Raw genomic sequence first — 19653 nt, 5'->3', positions numbered from 1 at the left:
GGAAGGGTCGGGCATCCCCGATCCGGTGCGGGCCGCACTCGGATCGGGGATGGCCTTCGCTACTGATCGTCGCGGACGAGTTCGGCATCGACGCGCGCCGGGGGCTTTTCGGTACCGGAAGTGATTGCGGCGTCACTCATCTGGCGTGGCACCGAGGCGGCGACTACGGCACCGAGGACGGCAACCGTCGCGAAGACATAGAAGTTGACCTGGTAGCCGAGCATCCAGCTGGCGATCATGCCGCCGAGAATCGGCCCGCATATCGCGCCGATTCGCCCGACGGCGAGCGAGCTGGCCAGCGCGGTGGCGGTGAGATGCTGCGGATAGTGGGTGGCGCAGAAACCGCCGACGAGGATCTGGGTTCCGACGCTACCGAAGCCGGCGACGGCCACCAGGAGGAAGAGCAGTCCCGCGGGCAGGTTGAGGCTGATCAGGAAGATGGCGACGAACGCGATCGAGAACGAGGCGATGACCACCTTTTGCACCCCGACCCGGTCGGCGATGTAGGAGGCGCTGATGGCGCCGACTATCGCGCCGAGGTTCAGGACGAGCAGGAAGGCGAGGGAGCTGCCGAGGGCGAATCCGGCGCTGCGCATGATCTGCGGTAGCCAGGTATTGAGGCCGTAGACCAGGAGCAGGCCACAGAAGTTCGCCGCCGCGAACAGCACGGTCGAGCGACGCCAACGGGGCGACAACAGCTGACGCATACTCGACTGCGGCTGGGCAGATCCGTCAGGGAGCTGGTCGGTCGTCACGATATCGCCATAGACCAGTCCGTAGCGGTGGGCCGTATCGACCGCCAAGTCTTCTTTCCCGGTGCGCGCCAGATACGAAATCGATTCGGGCAGGTACCTGTAGGCAATGGGCAGCAGTGTGATCAGCGGTAAGGCGCCCACGGCGTACAGGACCCTGAAGTCGACCTCGGGTAGCAGTGCAATCGCCAGTACCGCAGCACCGACACCGCCGACTGAGTAACCACTGAACATCACGGCATTGGCGAGGTTCCGCCGGCCCTTGGGAGCGAACTCGATGGTGAGGGCAACACAGGTCGGGACGACACCGCCGAGACCGATTCCGGTCAGGAAGCGCAATGCGCCGAAGATGTGCTCGTTAGGCGCGAGCGGCGTGAGCAACATGCAGGTCGAGAACCACGCGATCGACCAGAGCATGATCCGGCGGCGGCCGAACCGGTCAGTAATCAACCCGACCGTCATGGACCCGATCAGCATGCCGACCAGGGCGAAACTGCCGATGAAACCCGCCTCGGCCGAGTCCAGGTCCCATGGTTCGTACGCCATCAGTGTCGGGACGGTCGATCCGTAGACGACGAGGTCGTACCCATCGAAAACGATTGTCACGAAACACAGGAGGAAGACCACTGCCCCACCGCGTCTGTGTTGGGGAGGATGGCTTGTTGATCTCGTCATAGGTGTTCCTAGCTAGCGATCTGCGTGGGGCAGACGAGGCGAAGTCCGGGCGGGATGCGGTGGGTATGAGCCAGACCACATGCGCAGAACATACCGAAAACGTGACGCTCGTCAAGAGAAAGCGTCAAAATTGCGATGGTTCAGCAATCGAATGGAGGCGACGATGCGTGCATTCGGACGTTGTCAATGCGGATCACTGATCATCACTGCAGGTTGAGCTGCTAGACATCCTCTTGACCTCAGCGATTCGGGCATCTGACCTGAGTGTAAAATGTGCATATCGCGCAGGTGACTATCGTTTGTCATGATTCATGCATGACCGAAGATTCGGTGCGAGACGCCGACCATCAGCGTGGTCCCGCGCGTCCTTTCGGCAGGTACTGTCACCGACACGACAGGAGATAACCGGCGATCGCCGTGCGGGCGGTGGTGGTTTCCTTGCTGCGCAGTGGTGCGGTGGCCGCTCCCGGCGCTTGCCCGGCGGCCAACGCGGTGGCGGTCTGTTCGGCGGCGGTGATGATGGTCGAGACATCGTCGACGAGGGTTTCCGGCACATCGTGCAATGCCGCACCCTGTGCCCGCAGCAGGTTGAGCGTCGAGTCCCGGACGGGACTGACCTCAGCAAGGTAGTCCGGCATGCTGGCCGCCAATTCCGCGTCCTGGTACGCGGTTTCGGCATGGACTGCGAATTCGCTCATAGACGTACACACCGCGGCCGTATCCACCCCGGCCGAAGTGGCCGTGACCGACGTCGAAGGCGCCGCTGCCGGGGATTCTTCGTCACCGCATCCGACCAGCGCGACGGCAATGAGGGAGGCCATCGCAAGGCGCCACGGCCACCGAGTTAGCCTGCAAATCAGCTGATCTCGGAAACCGGACCTCATCGACCGATTTTAGACGAGCCATGCGCGAGATCTATCAGAACGAAGCTGAGTAGACCAGGTCGGACGAGGAGACTGATGCAAGCCCAGACGCTGCACGAAGAGGCGAGCCCCGAGGTGCAGGCACGCATCCGGGCCAGTTTCGAACGTCAGGGATTGATGGGCCATCTCGGCGCACAGCTGAGCCACATCGGGCCGGGACGTGTGCACATCACGCTCCCGCATCGACCCGAGGTGAGCCAGCAACACGGTTACATTCACGCGGGGGCCACCAGCACGATTGCCGACAGCGCCGGCGGCTACGCGGCCTTCACCCTGTTCCCGGAGAACAGTTCGGTGCTCACCGTCGAGTTCAAGATCAATCTCCTGGCGCCCGCGGCAGGCGATTCCCTCGAAGCCGTGGGCACCGTCCTCAAATTCGGACGCACGCTGACCGTCTGTCAATTGGAAGTCTTCGCCCTGCGCGACCAAGCGAAAACACTCGTCGCGACCGGTCAGCAGACACTGATCTGCCTGCACGAACGACCTGAGCGGTAAATAGAACAGCTCGTCCCACGTAGACTCGCATAGTGAAGCAACTGACCATCGGTGTAGTCGCGACCTCCCGCAAAGAGGACGAGCACCGACTGGCGATACACCCCGCGCACTTCGACCGGATCGATCCGACGCTTCGCGACCGTGTTCTCGTCGAACACGGCTACGGTGAGCGTTTCGGTTACACCGACGAGCACCTGGCACCCCTGATCGGCGGTCATCGCACGCGCGAAGAGCTCTTCGCCGAGTGCGACGTACTGCTGTTGCCCAAGCCGCTGCCCGAAGACCTCGAGACTCTGCGCCCCGGACAGGTGGTGTGGGGCTGGCCGCACTGCGTGCAAGACACGCGGATGACACAGCTGGCCATCGATCGCGGCCTGACGCTGATCGCCTGGGAGGCGATGAACCACTGGACGAAGGAGGGCAACTTCAGCGTCCATGTCTTCCACAAGAACAATGAGCTGGCCGGCTATTGCTCGGTCATGCACGCGCTGCAATTGCGCGGAACCACCGGCGATTACGGGCGCCGGATGCGCGCGGCGGTGATCAGCTTCGGCGCCACCGCCCGCGGCGCCGTGCGGGCGCTGTCCGCGCTCGGGATCAGCGATGTCACCGTGCTGACGCAGCGCAGCGTATCGGCGGTCGCCTCGCCGTTCGCGTCGGTGCGGATGCAGCATTTCGCGCGCGACCCCGAGAATCCCGGTCGAACCCTCGCCCTGAAAGCGCCCGAAGCCGGACCGCTCGCGCAGATGCTGGCCCAGTACGACATTGTCGTGAACTGCATTCTGCAGGACACCGAGGATCCGCTGATGTTCGTCCGGAACGAAGACCTCCCGCTGTTCGCGCGCGGGACGCTGTTCGTCGACGTCTCCTGCGACGAGGGCATGGGTTTCGAATGGGCCCGTCCGACCTCGTTCGCGGACCCCATGTACACCGTCGGCGACGACCTGCACCACTACGGCGTCGCGCACAGCCCATCCTTCCTGTGGAACTCCGCCACCTGGGAGAACTCCGAGGCGCTGCTGGAATACCTGCCGATCGTGATGGCGGGCCCCGACTCCTGGGACGGCAACGCCACCATCCGCCGCGCCATCGAGATCCGCGAGGGCCGGGTCCAGAACCTGCGCATCCTGTCGTTCCAGAACCGCGCCGCGGCCTACCCGTACGCGGTCGCCTGAGGGACCGGCGCCGCTGAGTGTTGGAGCGCGACACGACATGCGACTCGCCTGGTCACCAGCGATAATCTATTCCTGTCCGCTTGTTTGCCCCGCGTCCCGCCGCAGTGACCCCTACCGTGAGGACATGACCGCCGTGCATGAGTCACTCATGACGATCGAAGAGTTCGAGGAACTCGCCCAAGCGGCCGATCGTATTGCGGAAGGTGTCCGACTCGAGTACATCGACGGGAAGCTGGGGGCGAAGGCGGTGCCGGACGGGGACCACAATCGAATAATCCAGTGGCTCATCCGCATCTTCGTGAATCTTCGTCCCGATCTATTCCTGAGTCCGGAGCAAGGGCTCCAGGTAGACCGATATCGGAAGGGCCGAGCTCGGCCGGACGGCGTCCTGGCTGATGCCGATGCCTTTGTCGGCCAAGGAGAATGGGCGGACCCCGGCTCGGTTCTGCTCGTGGTCGAGGTGACCTCCGCCGACCAGGACACCGAGCGTCGTGACCGGCAGGAAAAGCCCCGAGCGTATGCCGATACAGGCATCCCCGCCTATCTGCTGATAGACCGTGATTCGTGCACGGTGACCGTCTACAGCGAACCCAGGGAAGGTACGTACGAACGAACAGTGGCGGTGCCGTTCGGCGCCACCGTGCAACTCCCTGACCCGGTAGGTGTCACCCTGGATACCGAACCGCTGAAAGATTGGGTGCGCTGACCATCGAGATTCGGTGAACGCCTCGCAGCGGCTCTGGTGCACGGCGGGGCGAGTCCACCGCTGCACATCGTGGCACCCGACGACCCGACGTGATCCAATTGCGGCGCAGGGCGACTATAGACGTTGCGGGCCAATGCCTTTGGTGGCGCGGTCGGTGATGGTACGCAGGGCGGTGATGACCTCGGGTGGGCCCTGCACCGTGTAATCGATGGGTAACAGGGTGATGGCGCGGGCGAGGTATTCAGGGGTGTCGGGGTAGGTGGTCAGGACGCAGGTGTCGGCGTCGAGGGGTTCGAGGATGCCGTTGCGGGCAGGGACGTGGGCGGCGGCTTCCTCGACGGACTGATGCAGCACGACTCGGGCACGGATTGAGCCGGAGTGAGCGATCAAGGATCTCGTGAGCCAGGTGGCCGCGTCGACGCCGTCGGGTAGTTCCCTGGCGGGAACCCGTAGGCCGGTGCGGTGGACCTCGGTGATGCGGTCGAGGCGGAAGGTGCGCCAGTCGCCGCGGTCGCTGTCGTAGGCGATGAGATACCAGCGGCGGCCCGCGGCGACCAGCCGGTGCGGCTCGACGAAACGTTTGCTCTGTTCGGAACCGGGCTTGGCGTAGGTGAATCGGACCTTTTCATGGACGAGACACGTAGCGCCGAGCACAGCCAGGATCTCGGGATCGGCGGACGGTCCCGCACCGGCCGGTGGGACGACGGTGGCCTCGGACAGGGCGGTCAGGCGGTGCCGCAGTCGACTGGGCAGGACCTGTTCGAGTTTGGCCAGCGCCCGCAGTGACGCGTCTTCGATGCCGGTGACGGCGGCCGTCGCGCCGGTGCGCAGCCCGATCGCGATGGCGAGGGCTTCGTCGTCGTCGAGCAGTAGTGGCGGCATGGCGGTGCCCGCGGTGAGCCGGTAACCGCCGATATTGCCGTGGGTGGCGTCGACGGGGTAGCCGAGCTCGCGGAGGCGGTCGACGTCGCGGCGAATCGTGCGGGGAGTAACCCCGAGGCGTTCGGCCAGCTCGACCCCGGTCCATTCACGCGGGGACTGGAGCAACGACAGCAGCCGCAGCAGCCGGCCCGATGGATCACGCATGGTTGCCATTCTCCGCCACCAATAGGTCATCGAGTGACCTACTAGAGGTTTAGCGTCGCGATACGACCCACCCGAACCAGGCAGTCACCCTGCCGGAGGGAGAACGTATGACGACCCGCACCACCGCATCCGGCGCCGGTCACCGCGACTGGATCACCATCGAGGGCGCCCGCGAGCACAATCTGAAGAACGTCTCGATCCGGATTCCCAAGAACGCGATCACGGTCTTCACCGGCGTGTCCGGCTCGGGTAAATCCTCATTGGTGTTCTCCACCATCGCAGTGGAATCCCAACGCCAGCTCAACGAGACCTACCCGACGTTCGTACGTAACCGGCTGCCGCGCTATGAGAAACCCGATGCTGACAGCATCGACGACCTGACCACCACGGTGGTCGTGGATCAGAAACCGATCGGCGGCAATGCGCGCTCGACGGTGGGCACCGCCACCGATATCTATTCGATCATCCGGTTGCTGTTCTCCCGCGCCGGGACGCCGTCGGCGGGGATGGCCACAGTCTATTCGTTCAACACCCCCGAGGGCGCCTGCCCCCGCTGCGATGGCCTGGGCCGCGCGACCACCGTCGACGTGGACGCGATGGTCGATACCTCGCGCTCACTCAACCAGGGAGCGCTGCGGTTTCCGCTGTTCAATGTCGGCGGTGTGCAGTGGCAGATGTTCGCGCGATCGGGGCTGTTCGATCTGGACCAGCCACTGTCGCGGTACACGAAAAGCGAGTGGAAGAACCTGATCGACGGGCCGGATCAGCCTGTCGAAGTCGCGATGGGGTCCACGCAGATCGGTTATGAGGGCCTGGTCGACAAATTCACCCGCCTCTATCTCAACCGTGACCTGTCGAGTTTGTCGGCGCGCACCCGCCGCGCGGTGGAACAGTTCATCACCCAGGGTTTGTGCCCACTGTGTGGTGGGGCGCGGCTGAACCAGGCGGCATTGAAAACGAAGATCACCGGTCACACCATCGCCGACTATGCCGCGATGGAGGTCACCGAACTCATCGAAGTGCTCGGCAAGATCGACCACCAGCTCGGTACACCGTTGGCGACCCAGGCGATTGCCGGATTGCGTCGTCTCGACGAGATCGGTCTCGGCTATCTCAGCCTCGGCCGCGAAACCCCGACCCTGTCCGGTGGTGAATCGCAGCGACTGAAGATGGTCCGGTACCTGGGCTCCTCGCTCACCGGTATGACCTACATTTTCGACGAACCCAGCGTCGGACTGCATCCCCGCGACGTCGGCCGCATGAACACCCTGCTGCGGCGACTGCGCGACAAAGGCAACACCGTACTGGTGGTCGAACACGACCGCGATGTCATCGCCATCGCCGACCACATTATCGACATGGGCCCGGCCGCCGGTGTGCACGGCGGTGAAATCGTCTACGCCGGAGACTATTCCGGGCTACGGTCCAGCGGCACACCCACCGGCCGGGCACTGCGGCGGCATCCGCGACTGAAGGATGATTTCCGCGTCCCCACCGGATGGCTGCGCATCGAGCACGCGAACCTGCACAACCTGCGCGATGTGAGCGTCGACATCCCGACCGGAGTACTGACCGTATTCACCGGCGTCGCCGGCTCGGGCAAGTCGAGCCTGGTGTCGCAGGTATTCACCGCCCAGCATCCGGAAGCGATCGTCGTCGACCAGCGTGGTCTGGGCTCGGCACCGCGCTCGACACCGGTCACCCACCTCGGCGTCATGGACGGCATCCGCAAGGCCTTCGCCACCGCCAACGCCGTCGAGCCGGGATTGTTCAGCTTCAACAGCACCGGGGCCTGCCGTGACTGCGGCGGCCGCGGCGAGGTGACCGCCGATATGGCCTTCATGGACCCCGTCACCACCGTCTGCGAACGCTGCTCCGGCACCCGCTACGACCCCGAAGTCCTGCGATACACCTTGGGCGGCAAGAACATTGTCGAGGTCCTCGCCCTGACCGCCGAGGAGGCCGCGGACTTCTTCACCGATCGTGGAGTCCGACGCAAGATCGGCTCGCTTGTCGAGGTGGGCCTGGGCTACCTCACGCTCGGACAACCCCTGTCGACCCTGTCCGGTGGTGAACGCCAACGCCTGAAACTGGCCGGGGAACTCGGCAAATCCGGCGGGATCTATATCCTCGACGAGCCCACCACCGGCCTGCACATCTCCGATATCCAAACCCTGCTCGCCCTGCTCGACGGCCTCGTCGACGCCGGAAACACCGTCCTGGTCATCGAACACGACCTCGACGTCGTCGAACACGCCGATCACATCATCGACCTCGGCCCCGACGGCGGCCGCCACGGCGGGCGCATCGTCTTCCAGGGCACCCCCGCGCAGCTCATGAATTCCGAGATGTCCTGCACCGCTGAACACCTGCGACGTGATCTGCGAGTCATTTCCCTCGCACGATACTAATAGGACTTTCAGTGTCCTACTAGCTCTTTAGATTGGCTATGTACCACCGCAACGTAAGGAGAAACAATGAGTTTCATGGCACCCGGACAGGTTGTCTGGTTCGAAATCGGCACCCGCGAAGCGTCCACCGCCGAAAAGTTCTACGGCGAACTGCTGGGCTGGAATTTCGAAGTCGACCCGGATTCCTCTGTCGATGGACGCCGCTACATCCGCATCATGGCGCCGGAGGCGCCATGGCCAATGGGCGCCATCAGCGAGAGTGGTTCCGGCGGTGAGCAAATCAATGTGTCGGTGTTCTCCGAAGATGTCTCCGCCGACGTCGACCGGTTATGCGAGGCCGGGGCCACGGTACTGGTGCCCGCTACCCAGGTCGCCGATGTCACCTGGTTCGCCGTGCTCGCCGACCCGCAGGGCAATCCGTTCTCGCTGTTCTCCCGCACCAGCAACGAGGACTTGAAGGATCGCGCGAAGGCGACCGAGGAGCACTTCGAGCAGTCGTCCTACGCGCCGTCCCAGGGGTCGTTCGCGTGGTTCGAGATCGGGACCACCGATGCCGACGCTACCCGCGCGTTCTACAGCCAGGCATTCGGCTGGCGATTCGAACGCGATGAGACCGCAGGCGGCAAGCCCTATTACAACGTCTTCACCGGCAATCAGTGGCCCTCGGGCGGCATGTACGACCACGGTGCGCAGGGGACGGACTACGTGATGCCGAGCTTCCTCTCCGGCGACGTCGCCGCACAGTCCAAGAGCGCCGAAAACCTCGGTGCGGTCATCGAATTCGGTCCCGACAGCAACCCGGACGGCCTGGTTTACTCGCGGATCGTCGACCCGAACGGTAATCGGTTCGGCCTGTTCTCCATGCCCACCCAGTCCTGACAGGAAGACGGCCGTCATGAAAATCGCCCTGCTCGGTACCGGATTCGGACAAGCCCACGCCGCGGTATTCGCCAGCCGCGACGACGTCGAGGTCATCGTATTCGGCCGCACCCCGGCGGCATTGGAACGCATCCACGACAGCTACGGCTTCGCGACCTCCACCGACCTCGACAGCCTCTACGACGATCCCACGATCGACCTGATCGATATCTGCCTGCCGACCGCGCTGCACGCCGAGCACGTGCAGCGCGGCCTGGCCGCGGGCAAACACGTCCTGTGCGAACTGCCACTGGCCTTGTCCATGGCCGATGCGCGGCGCGTGGCCGACGCGGCCGCGGCCAGTGATCGGCAGGTATTCGTCGACATGTTCGATCGTTTCAGCCCGGTCAACCGAATCCTGTTCGAGGCGACGCGCTCGGGTACCTACGGCCGACTGCTGGAGCTCGAGCTCGAGCTGCGCACCGCGCTGCTCTGGCCGGGCTATGACCTCGGGTTGGATTCCATCGCGCTCGATGCCATGCACGGCGATCTCGATGTGCTCACCCGTGTCCTCGGTGTTCCCGAAACCGTGTCGGCTATCGGAACAGCTGGCGCACAACGTGGTTCGGCCGCCTACGTAACCCTTACCTACCCGAACGCGGTCGCGAGGGTGAGCGCGAGCTCACTGATGCCCGACCCGTACGGCTCCCGAGGCGGTTTCCGCGCCACCTTCACCGACGGCGTCCTCGAACACCGCTTCGGTGACGGCCGGGATGCGGATTCGGCGGTCATCGAATACAGCGGCTCCGGAACTCGCACCCTGAAGGCTGAGGGTCCCCAGAATTACGCCGCGATGATCGACCATGTCCTGACCTGCCTGCGTGGGGAGACCGAGAACGAGATCGCGCCGTCGAGCGTGCTCGACACGCTGGCGCTCACCCTCGATATCCACGCCGCAATCCAGCAGGAGCCCCGATGAACCCGCCGTCACCCTCGATGAAGATGACGTCGTCGCCATCGACCAACTCGGCACCGGCAAACACTGACCTCCAAACCTGAATGTCGACCAGAATCGCAAAGGAGATCATCATGGCGTTCATCCCCTGCATCGCGGTGACCGACACGGCCGCCAGTGCAGCGTTCTATGAAAAGCTCGGATTCACCGTCGACAGCCAGATGGCGACCGATACCGACGACATCCACATGCTGCTGTACAAAGGTGAACTCTGCGCAATGCTCTACCGTCGCGCCCAGCTCGACACCTGGCTGCCCAACCTCGCCGACCAGCCCACCGGGTTCTCCGGCATGTTCTACCTCTCGGTCGAGGACTATGACGACACCTACCGCGACTTCGCGGCCAACGCGACGGTCGTGCGGGACAGCGCCACCGACCACACCGGTACCCGCGAGTTCTACATCACCGATCCCGACGGCTACGTCATCGGCGGCAACGACGCCGCCTCCCGTCGCAACAGCGAACTCGTCGGTAAATACTGATTTCGGCGGTGACAACAGCCGTTGAGTGCACCGTGCTGCCCGCGGTCGACTTGAATTGCTGCGACTGAATCACCTGGCGTGGTGTCGAACTCGGGTGGCGAACGCTGTGGGTTTGGCGGACGCTTGGTTGGCCAAGGAACTGGTGTCACCGGGTTGCGAAGGGGTATGCGAGTGAACGTTCCGATGAGGGCGGCGGTCACGGTGATTCGGGAGGGCACCGGACCGGACGTTGTTCTGGTGCACGGCGGGGCGGGGCCGCGGACCACGTGGGCCGGGTTGGAATCGCTGCGGGCGCGGTGGACGCTCGCGTCCGTGCATAGGCGTGGATTTCCGCCGAGCCCACCGCCTGTGGGCGGACGGCAGGATTTCGAGGTGGATGCCGATGATCTCGCGGTGGTTTTCGGTGACAGTCGGCCGCACGTGGTCGCCCACTCCTACGGGACGCTCGGGGTGCTGGTCGCCGCTTCCCGCCGCCCCGACAGCGTCCACTCACTGACGATCATCGAACCGCCGCTGTACTTCGTGGCACCGGACGACCCCGATGTGATCCGCCTGCGGCAACTCGGTGACGCGGTGCTCACCGACGGCCTCGCTATCGACGCCGCGGAATTGCGTGAATTCCTCTCCCTCTCAGGGGTGCCGGTGCCGGACGGACAGCCCTTACCGGATGCGGCTGTGGCGGCGGTCCGCCGCGCGCACGGCGGTCGGCTGCCGGGGGAGGCGTTACCACAGCTGGAAGTGTTGCGCGCCAAGGGGGTTCCTGCTCTGGTTGCGTCGGGCGGGCACCTGCCCGCGCTGGAGCGAATCTGTGACGCGCTCGCCGATGTTCTGGATGCGGAGCGCGCAATAGTTCCCGGTGCGGGGCATTTCGTCCCGGCCGCCCCTGGTTTCGCGGCTCGATTGGAGCGGTTCCTCGCGTCGGCGTGAATCGCTATCCGCCGTGGACACCGCCGCTCCGTGCGACCAATCGTCAGTGGTCGGGTAGCCAGCTGCCGTGGAACCCGAAGGGGACGCGGCGCGGGAGGTGCACGGTGGCAAGGGGTTTCGCGGCCAGATCGGTGGCGTCGAGAATGACTAGGTCGCTGCCGTCGGAGGCGGCGTCGTAGACATAAGTCATCAGATAGCCTTCGCCGCCGGGGTTTTCATTGGCAGGTGCGAAGACCGCCTCGGCGGGGACCCGACCCGCGCCGAAGTCGTGGGTGGTCCGGCCGCCGGTATGCAGGTCGTAGCGGACGAGTGCGCCGCCCCCTCCGTTCGGTTGCGAATCTCCGGATACGGTCGCATGACCGAAACGCGAATCCAGGCCGGTCAGGCGGTCGTCGATGCGGGGGAATTCGGCGAAGCGGTCGTCGAGCTGGTCCTCGCGCACGGCGCCGGTGGTCAGGTCGATGGTCCAGCGCCACAGGGTTGCCCCGGGGATGATGTCGGAGCCGGTGCGCCACAGGTCGGGATAGCGCATGACGTGCAGGATGATTCGGCCGGGTTCGTCGTAGGCGTTGAGGGAGTGGAAAACGTAGCAGGGGGCAATGGGGAACCAGGCGATCGCGCCGTGCGGGTCGTCTCGGCGTAGGACACCCAGGCGGGCCTGATGGTCGTCACTCCACCGGAAGGGCATACCACCACCGGACATCGCGACTTCCAGATCGAAGACGACTGGCAGATCCATGAATACGACGTGGTCGGCGGTGAGGGCGAAGTCGTGGTGCATGGTGGCGGCGGGTACGTCGATCGGGCGGCTCAGAAGGAGTTCGCCCGCGGCGTCGGCGCGGTGATAGGTGAGAAACGGTGGCTGCACCACGTCGTAGCCGAAGAAATGCAGTTCGCCGGTGCGCGGGCAGGTTTTCGGGTGCGCGGTCATGGCCGTTCGCAGCGCGCCGTCGAAGTCGTACGGGCCGATGGTGTCGAGTTCTGCCGTCAGTTCGTACGGGTAGGAGGATTCGACCAGTGCGAGCGTATGCCCGGCGTGCCGGACGACATGGGTGTTCGCCACACCCGCCGTCAGGTCGCGAGTGCCGTCGCTCTGGTATCCGCGCGCCCCGTCGGTGAAGGTGGTGGTCCGCACCCAGCGGTTGCGGTAGGAGACAGCGCGGCCGCGCTCCAGCCGGACGCCGTGCACCATGCCGTCGCCGAGGAACCAGTGGCTGGACGCGGCGTCGTGCGGGTTGGGGCCATTGCGCAGGTACCAGCCGGACAGTTCCGCCGGAATGCGGCCGGTGACCGAAAGGTCCTGGGCGGTCATCTCATTCGGGACGGGTGCGTAGTTTCCGGCCAGGTGCGGCGGGGACATGGTCATGACGGATTCACCAGATTCTGAGCTATGGCCCGCATTTGGGCCACGTATGTGATGGTAAAGGCGACCGGGATAGCGAAGGCCGTGATCTGCGCGGTCGTACGCAGCCCGGTGGAGGAGTGCGCCAGCGCGGTGAGCACCGCCGCGCCGATCGAGAAACTCGCGGTCCAGACCCAGGTAATGATGTAGCTGGCGCGAATGAAGCCCGGATGATCCCACAGCTCGGGCGGGGTGTTCCGCTTGGCGATGGGCAGGGTGAACGGATTCCGCAGTGCCAGTGAGGTTCCCGCGATCAAAGCCAGCACCCCCGAGGACAGTGCGGGTGAGTACGGGTGTAACGGGGTGTTCGGATCGGCGAAGGCGAGCACGGTGAGCGCCGCGAAGAAGACCGCGGAACCGATATCGATGATCTGCGCGTCCAGCGCCTGGCCTGCGCGAGTCTGACGGGCGAGGGTGGCGGCCGAGATGCCGAAGGCGATGAGTGCAGCCCACTTCCAATGCTGGGAGGGCACCACCGCATAGGCGATCCAGGGGGCGAAGGTGCGCAAGTAGGACATCGTCGCGGGCTCCTCGGGATAACATTCCTATTCAGACATGTCGAATGTAGAACCTGAGGTTTCGACATGTCAATAGTGGAAGGTAGGATGGCCGAATGAGCCTCAGGTACGCCCTGCTCGGCCTGCTGGCCGACGAACCCGCGAGCGGATACGACCTGCTGCGGCGATTCAAGAGCTCCCTGGCGGAGGTATGGCCCGCCACGCAGAGTCAGATCTATACCGAACTCGCCAAACTCGCCGATGGCGGCCTGATCGCGGTATCGGACGCGGGTGCGCGCGGCCGCAAGGAATACCGCATTACCGATGACGGCCTGGCGCAGCTGCGCCAATGGTTGACCGAGACCACGCCGAAACGGGTGGCGCGCAACGAAACAGTGCTGCGCGTGTTCTTTCTCGGTGCCGTCAGCGCGGCCGAGGCCCGTAAATACCTGGCCGATATCGAGGCCCGAAGTGCACGAGCTCTCAAGGATCTGGAAAGCCTGAAGACGAGTATCGACTGGGATGACAGCGATCTGTCCATCTATGGCCACATTGCCATGGAATGGGGCGAGCGCGTGTATGCCATGAACCAGGAATGGGCGCAATGGGCGATCGAACAGATTCCGGAGCGCAATACCTAGCGCCCTGCCGCAACCTCATGTCACGCGCTCAGTGTCGTCGCCTGCGGTGCTCCGGATCGGTTCTGTCGCGGCGGGGCGTGCGAGTCACCGGCGTGATTGCCCCCTGTCGGACTCGCGTAACCCGAGGTGCCCTCGCGCACCGAGTGTGTGGTGATATACATGTTACGAATAGTATCGCTAACAATCGATCGTTCTTCGATCATCCGCGCTGTGTAGAAGGAGTTCCGGTGGTCGCGAACGTGGCTCGCTTGCCGCGCGCCGTACGCAATCTGTGGTCGGTGTCGTTCGGTGACGGCATCGAACCGCCGCGACCGGCTCCGGACAGCACCGTCTACCGTCGGCCGCACGCGCACCTGCGGCGCTATGACCGGTCGACGCCCGGTAGTGGAAATCCCGTGCTGTTCGTGCCACCGCTCGCGGTGACGCCCACCTGCTTCGATCTGCGGCCGGGGCAGAGTCTGGTGCGGTACCTGATCGAGCACGGCAAGCAGCCCTATGTCATCGACTACGGCGAGTTCACCTCGGCGGATCGTGGTCTCGGGCTGGAGGATTGGACGCATGACATCGTGCCGACGGCTATCCGGAAGGTGGCCGACGAGCACGGTCGGCCGGTCGACGTCATCGGCTGGTCGCTCGGCGGTGTGCTCGCGATGATGAGCGGTGCGGCGCAGGCCGATCTGCCGATCGCGTCCATTGCCGCGCTCGCGCCTCCGCTCGACCAGCGCCATACGCCGTTCCTCGGCCCGATCCGGCTCGCGGGTCGGCTCACCGGCGGGCGCGAGATCGCCTGGGCGACAAAGCTCATGGGCGGCATCCCGCAGGAGTTCGTCCGTCTCGGCTTCCGGCTACAGGCCATCGATCGTGAACTGTCCCGACCTCTGTTCCTGGCCCGCAACGCACACGACACCGAGGCTCTGGCGCGCATGGCCGCCGTCGACCGCTTTACCGCCAGCATGCCGGGCTACCCCGGCCGGTCGTACTGGCAGATCTACCGCAGTCTGATCATGCGCAACGAACTGGCGAGCGGCGCAATCCGTTTGCGCTCCGATCTCACGATCGAACTGGCCAAACTCACCTGCCGCGTCCTGCTGATCGGCAGCCGTACCGACCCGCTCGTCCCCGCCGCCGGAGTGCGCAGTGGAATCGATATTCTCTCCGGCGCTTCGGAAGTCCAATTCGTGGAGGTGACCGGCGGTCATCTGGGCCTGGTCGTCGGCCCCGACGCCCCCACGACGACCTGGCCCGCCGTCCTCGAATTCCTCGACCGCTGACCCTTCCACCCCTCGAAACCGACTCCTCAAAGAAGTGGATGACCATGATCGAGCCGACCACCCTCATTCTGCCGCTGGGCATCTGGGCAACCCTGCGGGTCGCGTCCTCCCTGGGCGGCGGTGCCGACCTCGACTACCGCCAGTACGAACAGCGTGCCGCCTACGCTCAGCGGGAGGCCCGCCGGGATCTGATCGACGTGCGCGCCTGACCGGTCCGCATCGAGTCCCGGTCGCCGGGTCCGCCCTCGTGTTCAATGGGTTTCATGAACGGCGCGGTGAAGAGTGAGTTGTTGGCCTGGCTGCACGAGAAAGACATCTTCGTCGTTGGCAATTCCTGGGACGCGGAGAGTGCCGGAATCCTCACGGATTTGGGCTTTCCGGCGCTGGCGACCTCCAGTGCTGCGCTGGCGGCCGCGCTCGGCCGAGCCGATGGCGAGAACCAGGTGACTCGTGCGGAGGCACTGGACAATCTGGCGGAGATCGTGGCCGCCACCCCGCTGCCCGTCACCGCCGACCTCGAAAGTGGTTACGGTGCAACGCCGGAGGAGGTCGCGGAGACCATCCGTCGGGCCGCGGGAATCGGTGTGGTCGGCGGTTCTATCGAGGACGCCTCGGGTGAGCGCGACAATCCCATCCGCGATTTCGAGGAATCGGTGTACCGGATCGCCGCCGCGGTCGAGGCGGCACGCTCACTGCCCTACAAGTTCACGCTCACCGCGCGCGCCGAGAACTTCCTCTACGGCCGCACCGACCTCGACGGCACCATCGCCCGACTACAGGCGTTCGAGGCCGTCGGCGCGGATGTGCTGTATGCCCCCGGGCTGCCGGATGCGGAATCGGTTCGGGCCGTGTGCGCTTCGGTCGGAAGACCGGTGAATGTGCTGGCGCGCGGTCCGATTACGCGTTTGTCGGTCGAGGAACTGCGGGAGCTGGGTGCCAGGCGTATCAGTGTGGGCGGCGGGTTGGCCCGCCTCGGTACGGGCTGGGTCGATGTCGCGACGGACATCATCGAACACGGCACGTTCACAGGTCTGCGATAGCGACGGCCGCGAGTACCGGGGGGTCCTTTGCTATGAGGTAGCGGTAGGGGAGTATGGATAGGCGGTGCGTACGCACCGCGATCTCTTCTGAGCTTGTTCGGCGATCCGCTTCCGCAACGCAGGAGGACGAAGATCCATGACAATTTCTCGGAAAAACCGCCGCTCAGCCCTCATTATCGCCGCCTTCGCGGCGGTCGGCTTCGCGGTCACATCCACCGCTGCCCCCGCTCACGCCGCCAACTCCATCGATGTCACCGGCGTCGGTCCGGTCAATGTGGGTGTCGACTACAGCTGCGATGCCACCGCCGGAGTGGTCGCCATCAAGGCGATGGTGGGCGATCCGGACGCGGAGAGCCCGTCGGCCACCGGCACACAGAGCAGTGTCACCTGCGACGGCACCCAGCAGACCGCGGTAATCGTTCTCGCCGGAGCGTCCGGTGCGGATGCACCGCTGTCGGCGGGGCAGACCGTGCAGGTGCGCGTCGCGCTGGTCGATCACGAGGACACCGTTGTTTCCGGGCAGGCCAAGGTGGTGTCGCTGGGGTAGTCGCCACCGGCGACCCCCGACCCGTCGGACGAACTCTGACGCGCCAAAAAGTTCGCCGCCGCGCGGGCCCTCGGGCACGGGGGAGTGCACGGAGCGTGGATTTTCAGAATCCCCTCCGCCCTCCGCCGCCCGTTGACATTGCCGTTCTCGCAGAAGTCATTGATCCAATTCATCGTTCCGCCGTCCGTTCGGCTCGCACATCGGGCCGAATCCGCCCGTCCGCCACCAAAGTCCAATAGGCCATTCGTTTGCGATCGCAGTTCTCCATCCGGCATGCGCGGTGGAGTTGCATTGCGTCGTGCGCCTGCGATGGAGCGAGCGACGTCGGAGGCGCGTCGTGCGACCACGCCGACAGCCGTGAATCCAATTGCACGGCAATCGGAGTCGACTGATACTCGGCCGCTAGCCGCTGTCGCAACGCGGCGACACTTATCGCATTGTGGCCGCCGTAGTGGGCGGCGCTGCCGACCCGAATGATGAGCGCTGACCGTACGAAGAGCGCACCGAAACACAGCGAGACCATCAAGCCGAACATCGCGGCATTGCTGAACATGTGTCCTCCCTGATCTGGAATGTGTCTGTGCCAGAGTCGATTTCCGTTCCAGCACCTCACCAGAACACGCCTATCGCGAGCCCTCTACCAGCTAAAATGGGTAAACCATCAGGATCGAACCAAAGCCCAAGCAAGGTATCCGCATCCATGGGCACGATCATCCAAACCTGGTGGCCGCGTCATCCAAAAACAAGGGTTGCACCATCCGCTCAGGAGGGCGTCATGGTCGAAACAGGCTCTACGGTCCCGCGTCGTCAGCTCGGCCGCTATCTGCGGGATCTACGTCAGCAGTCAGGTATGACCATCGCCGAAGTCGCCCGCCGGATCGAGCGCGGTGCATCCACGGTGCAGCGCCTGGAGACCGGCGAGGCCGATCGCATCCGGGTAGGGGACGTCGAGGCCCTATGTCAGGTGCTCGGAGCATCTGAAACCGAAACCGCCGCACTCAGAGGGCTTGCTCAGCGGGGCAATACGAAGAGCTGGTGGCATGAATACGGTGACCTCATTCCCGCGAATTTCGATGTATACATCGGATTGGAATCGGCGGCGGTCACGCTGACCTTGTTCCAGGAATTGGTGCCCGGGCTTGTTCAAACAGCCGACTACACGCGGGCCCTGATCCGGTCGGTACACCTCTACGACCCTGATTCCGAGATCACGCGCCGTGTCGAGATGCGAATGCGTCGGCAAGTTATGATCACACGCCGAGCGCAGCCCGCTGCCCTCGATATCGTTCTCGACGAGTCAGCCTTGCATCGTGTGATCGGCAATCGGCGAATCATGGCCACACAGCTGAGGCATCTCGCCGATGTGGGGACGAAACCGAACATCACCATTCGGGTGTGCCCTACGCCTCCGGGCTGCCGCTGGGCGATCAGACCGGCCCGTTCATCATTCTGGACTTCGCCGCGGACTCCAATGGGCAGATGCTAGAGCCGACAGTGGTCTACATCGAGAGCTACACCGGTGCAATGTATTTCGATGGAATCGAGATCGTCAGGCGGTATCGTACGGCGCATGAGGTGTTGCGGCGCGTAGCGTTGGACGAGCATCGCAGTCGAGAGTTGTTACGCCAGGCGGCAAGGGAGCACGACCGTGAACGATGACTTTTCGGGCGCTCGGTGGTTCAAGAGCACCCATAGTGGGGGAACTCAGGAGTGTGTGGAGATCGCACACCTTGATGGGGGATCGGTGGGCGTCCGTGACTCGAAGAACCCCACCGGCCCAGCCCTCGTCTTCGCCCCCGGCGAGTGGGACGCATTCACCGCCAAGGTGGCGAGCGGTGAGATCGCCTAGCCGTTGGCGTAGTCAGTCCTGGATGGCGACAGTTGCGGGCGGGGACTCGGGGACGTAGCGCTCGCGGTGCTGGGCAGCAGCGGCTGGCCTCCCGATTGCTGGTTCGAACCGCATAGTTGCGCCTCGGGCGCACGAGGCTGACGACACTCGATCGTCGACCAATGTCCGCCTTCGCTGTACCACCCGGCGGCACGCTTCTGCCTAGCCTCGCAGTGGAAAATTCTGCACGAAGATCGGGGTTGCGGCCCCAACCTACGAACCAACCTCGAGGTCCACCTGCCTCAGTTGATCTTCGGGGTGTCCGCGTGGCCGTTACGAACAGCGCGGTACGCTGCAGTTCAGTGCTTTCGGGCGGTCCCGGATGTCGGTCCGGCGTGCTCGGTGCCGAAGGCCACCTCACCGCGCGGCAAGAATGGTCGCCAGTGGTAGCAAGTCCGGTGATCTGCTGACCCTCGCGGATCAGCCCGGCGAGCCGCTCGGATGTCAACGGAGCCACGGGAAGTCCGCGCTGAGGACAGTGGGTCGATCAGGCATTCCAGACGATCGAATAGTTGTCGGTGGGGTCTGCCACCATGACCGATATGGTGACAACCGATCCTCTGGCCCCATTTCAGTGGCTCAACGCATCCGAGAGCCCGGGCGAGATCTTCAGCGTCGGTTTCTTCCGAAGCCTGGACCCATCGGAGGTGGTGCGCCGCTTCAGCAACGGCGACGACTCCGGCCAGGAGTCGGACTTCGAAGAGCTCAACGACAGGATGGTCGAGTTCCTCGGCAAGACTGGCGGCGTGCACGGCGGCGGTCACGTGGGCGTGTTTCGGGCCGGTGCATGGAGCGTGGCCATCGAACCGTGCGGGTGGTGGATGACTGACCGCAAGGCGCTGGGGGAACTATCGCGAGACTG

Annotated in this window: 22 protein-coding genes and 1 pseudogene; 17 read left to right on the top strand and 6 right to left on the bottom strand. The window is 64.6% G+C overall.

The features are described 5' to 3' along the window. Positions 1-59 precede the first annotated feature (59 nt). Both NU1_RS11520 and NU1_RS11515 read right to left on the bottom strand, forming a co-directional pair. Positions 60-1358, bottom strand: a complete 1299-nt coding sequence (locus NU1_RS11520; protein WP_212761186.1) for an MFS transporter — start codon at positions 1356-1358, stop codon at positions 60-62. A gap of 452 nt (positions 1359-1810) precedes the next feature. Further along, positions 1811-2125, bottom strand: a complete 315-nt coding sequence (locus NU1_RS11515; protein ID WP_157552108.1) for a hypothetical protein — start codon at positions 2123-2125, stop codon at positions 1811-1813. Positions 2126-2386: 261 nt separating this feature from the next. On the opposite strand from NU1_RS11515, the gene NU1_RS11510 reads away from it, so the two are divergent. The 3 genes from NU1_RS11510 (at position 2387) to NU1_RS11500 (ending at position 4726) form a co-directional block, all read left to right on the top strand. Next, entirely contained in the window at positions 2387-2845 is a 459-nt protein-coding gene (locus NU1_RS11510) for a PaaI family thioesterase (protein ID WP_067520176.1), read from the top strand. Between the two features lie 32 nt (positions 2846-2877). Further along, positions 2878-4020 (top strand): N(5)-(carboxyethyl)ornithine synthase, encoded by a 1143-nt coding sequence (locus NU1_RS11505; RefSeq protein WP_067520174.1) that lies wholly within the window; start codon positions 2878-2880, stop codon positions 4018-4020. A 124-nt stretch (positions 4021-4144) separates the two neighbouring features. Then, positions 4145-4726, top strand: a complete 582-nt coding sequence (locus NU1_RS11500) for a Uma2 family endonuclease (RefSeq protein ID WP_067520172.1) — start codon at positions 4145-4147, stop codon at positions 4724-4726. 114 nt (positions 4727-4840) lie between these two features. On the opposite strand, the gene NU1_RS11495 is transcribed toward NU1_RS11500, so the two are convergent. Then, positions 4841-5812: a helix-turn-helix transcriptional regulator gene (locus NU1_RS11495; RefSeq protein ID WP_067520262.1), complete on the bottom strand. Its 972-nt coding sequence runs from the start codon at positions 5810-5812 to the stop codon at positions 4841-4843. Between the two features lie 107 nt (positions 5813-5919). Here NU1_RS11495 and NU1_RS11490 point away from each other — a divergent pair, with 107 nt between their 5' ends. The 5 genes from NU1_RS11490 (at position 5920) to NU1_RS11470 (ending at position 11505) form a co-directional block, all read left to right on the top strand. Beyond that, positions 5920-8223: an ATP-binding cassette domain-containing protein gene (locus NU1_RS11490; RefSeq protein ID WP_067520170.1), complete on the top strand. Its 2304-nt coding sequence runs from the start codon at positions 5920-5922 to the stop codon at positions 8221-8223. A 66-nt stretch (positions 8224-8289) separates the two neighbouring features. After that, on the top strand, positions 8290-9102 hold the full coding sequence (locus tag NU1_RS11485; protein ID WP_067520168.1) for a VOC family protein: 813 nt from the start codon (positions 8290-8292) through the stop codon (positions 9100-9102). Positions 9103-9118: 16 nt separating this feature from the next. Beyond that, on the top strand, positions 9119-10060 hold the full coding sequence (locus tag NU1_RS11480) for a Gfo/Idh/MocA family protein (RefSeq protein ID WP_067520166.1): 942 nt from the start codon (positions 9119-9121) through the stop codon (positions 10058-10060). A 110-nt stretch (positions 10061-10170) separates the two neighbouring features. After that, positions 10171-10578: a VOC family protein gene (locus tag NU1_RS11475; protein WP_067520260.1), complete on the top strand. Its 408-nt coding sequence runs from the start codon at positions 10171-10173 to the stop codon at positions 10576-10578. Positions 10579-10749: 171 nt separating this feature from the next. Next, positions 10750-11505: an alpha/beta fold hydrolase gene (locus NU1_RS11470; RefSeq protein WP_245720064.1), complete on the top strand. Its 756-nt coding sequence runs from the start codon at positions 10750-10752 to the stop codon at positions 11503-11505. 43 nt (positions 11506-11548) lie between these two features. Here NU1_RS11470 and NU1_RS11465 read toward each other — a convergent pair whose 3' ends face one another. Next, a complete protein-coding gene (locus NU1_RS11465; RefSeq protein ID WP_084521197.1) occupies positions 11549-12871 on the bottom strand; it encodes a carotenoid oxygenase family protein in 1323 nt (440 codons plus the stop codon). Next, positions 12868-13425 (bottom strand): hypothetical protein, encoded by a 558-nt coding sequence (locus tag NU1_RS11460; RefSeq protein ID WP_067520162.1) that lies wholly within the window; start codon positions 13423-13425, stop codon positions 12868-12870. Before NU1_RS11460 ends, NU1_RS11465 begins: the two co-directional genes overlap by 4 nt. 95 nt (positions 13426-13520) lie before the next feature. On the opposite strand from NU1_RS11460, the gene NU1_RS11455 reads away from it, so the two are divergent. From NU1_RS11455 to NU1_RS11440, 5 genes are all read left to right on the top strand, one after another. Next, a complete protein-coding gene (locus NU1_RS11455; protein ID WP_067520160.1) occupies positions 13521-14045 on the top strand; it encodes a PadR family transcriptional regulator in 525 nt (174 codons plus the stop codon). A gap of 227 nt (positions 14046-14272) precedes the next feature. Further along, complete coding sequence (locus NU1_RS11450; protein ID WP_067520158.1) at positions 14273-15316, top strand: alpha/beta fold hydrolase; 1044 nt, start codon at positions 14273-14275, stop codon at positions 15314-15316. A 44-nt stretch (positions 15317-15360) separates the two neighbouring features. Next, positions 15361-15525 (top strand): hypothetical protein, encoded by a 165-nt coding sequence (locus NU1_RS41305; RefSeq protein ID WP_169815040.1) that lies wholly within the window; start codon positions 15361-15363, stop codon positions 15523-15525. Between the two features lie 54 nt (positions 15526-15579). After that, positions 15580-16356, top strand: coding sequence for an isocitrate lyase/PEP mutase family protein (locus NU1_RS11445; protein WP_067520256.1), 777 nt, complete (start codon positions 15580-15582; stop codon positions 16354-16356). Between the two features lie 136 nt (positions 16357-16492). Further along, positions 16493-16903: a hypothetical protein gene (locus NU1_RS11440; protein WP_067520156.1), complete on the top strand. Its 411-nt coding sequence runs from the start codon at positions 16493-16495 to the stop codon at positions 16901-16903. A 169-nt stretch (positions 16904-17072) separates the two neighbouring features. Here NU1_RS11440 and NU1_RS11435 read toward each other — a convergent pair whose 3' ends face one another. Next, positions 17073-17456 carry a hypothetical protein gene (locus tag NU1_RS11435; protein ID WP_067520154.1) on the bottom strand — a complete coding sequence of 128 codons (384 nt, stop codon included), beginning with the start codon at positions 17454-17456 and terminating at the stop codon, positions 17073-17075. A 147-nt stretch (positions 17457-17603) separates the two neighbouring features. Here NU1_RS11435 and NU1_RS11430 point away from each other — a divergent pair, with 147 nt between their 5' ends. The 4 genes and pseudogenes from NU1_RS11430 to NU1_RS11420 all read left to right on the top strand — a co-directional run. Continuing rightward, positions 17604-18389 (top strand): helix-turn-helix domain-containing protein, encoded by a 786-nt coding sequence (locus tag NU1_RS11430; protein WP_281221100.1) that lies wholly within the window; start codon positions 17604-17606, stop codon positions 18387-18389. Next, positions 18383-18562: a Scr1 family TA system antitoxin-like transcriptional regulator gene (locus tag NU1_RS43770; RefSeq protein ID WP_307643584.1), complete on the top strand. Its 180-nt coding sequence runs from the start codon at positions 18383-18385 to the stop codon at positions 18560-18562. Before NU1_RS11430 ends, NU1_RS43770 begins: the two co-directional genes overlap by 7 nt. Next, on the top strand, positions 18552-18752 hold the full coding sequence (locus NU1_RS11425) for a DUF397 domain-containing protein (protein ID WP_067520152.1): 201 nt from the start codon (positions 18552-18554) through the stop codon (positions 18750-18752). The genes NU1_RS43770 and NU1_RS11425 overlap by 11 nt, the downstream gene beginning before the upstream one ends. A 572-nt stretch (positions 18753-19324) precedes the next feature. Further along, positions 19325-19653 (top strand): annotated as a pseudogene (locus NU1_RS11420) (DUF6461 domain-containing protein); the annotation flags it as partial.

Origin of the sequence: Nocardia uniformis NBRC 13702 (assembly GCF_001613345.1) — a bacterium.
Taxonomy (GTDB): domain Bacteria; phylum Actinomycetota; class Actinomycetes; order Mycobacteriales; family Mycobacteriaceae; genus Nocardia; species Nocardia uniformis.
This window is presented reverse-complemented; position numbering and strand designations above follow the sequence as displayed.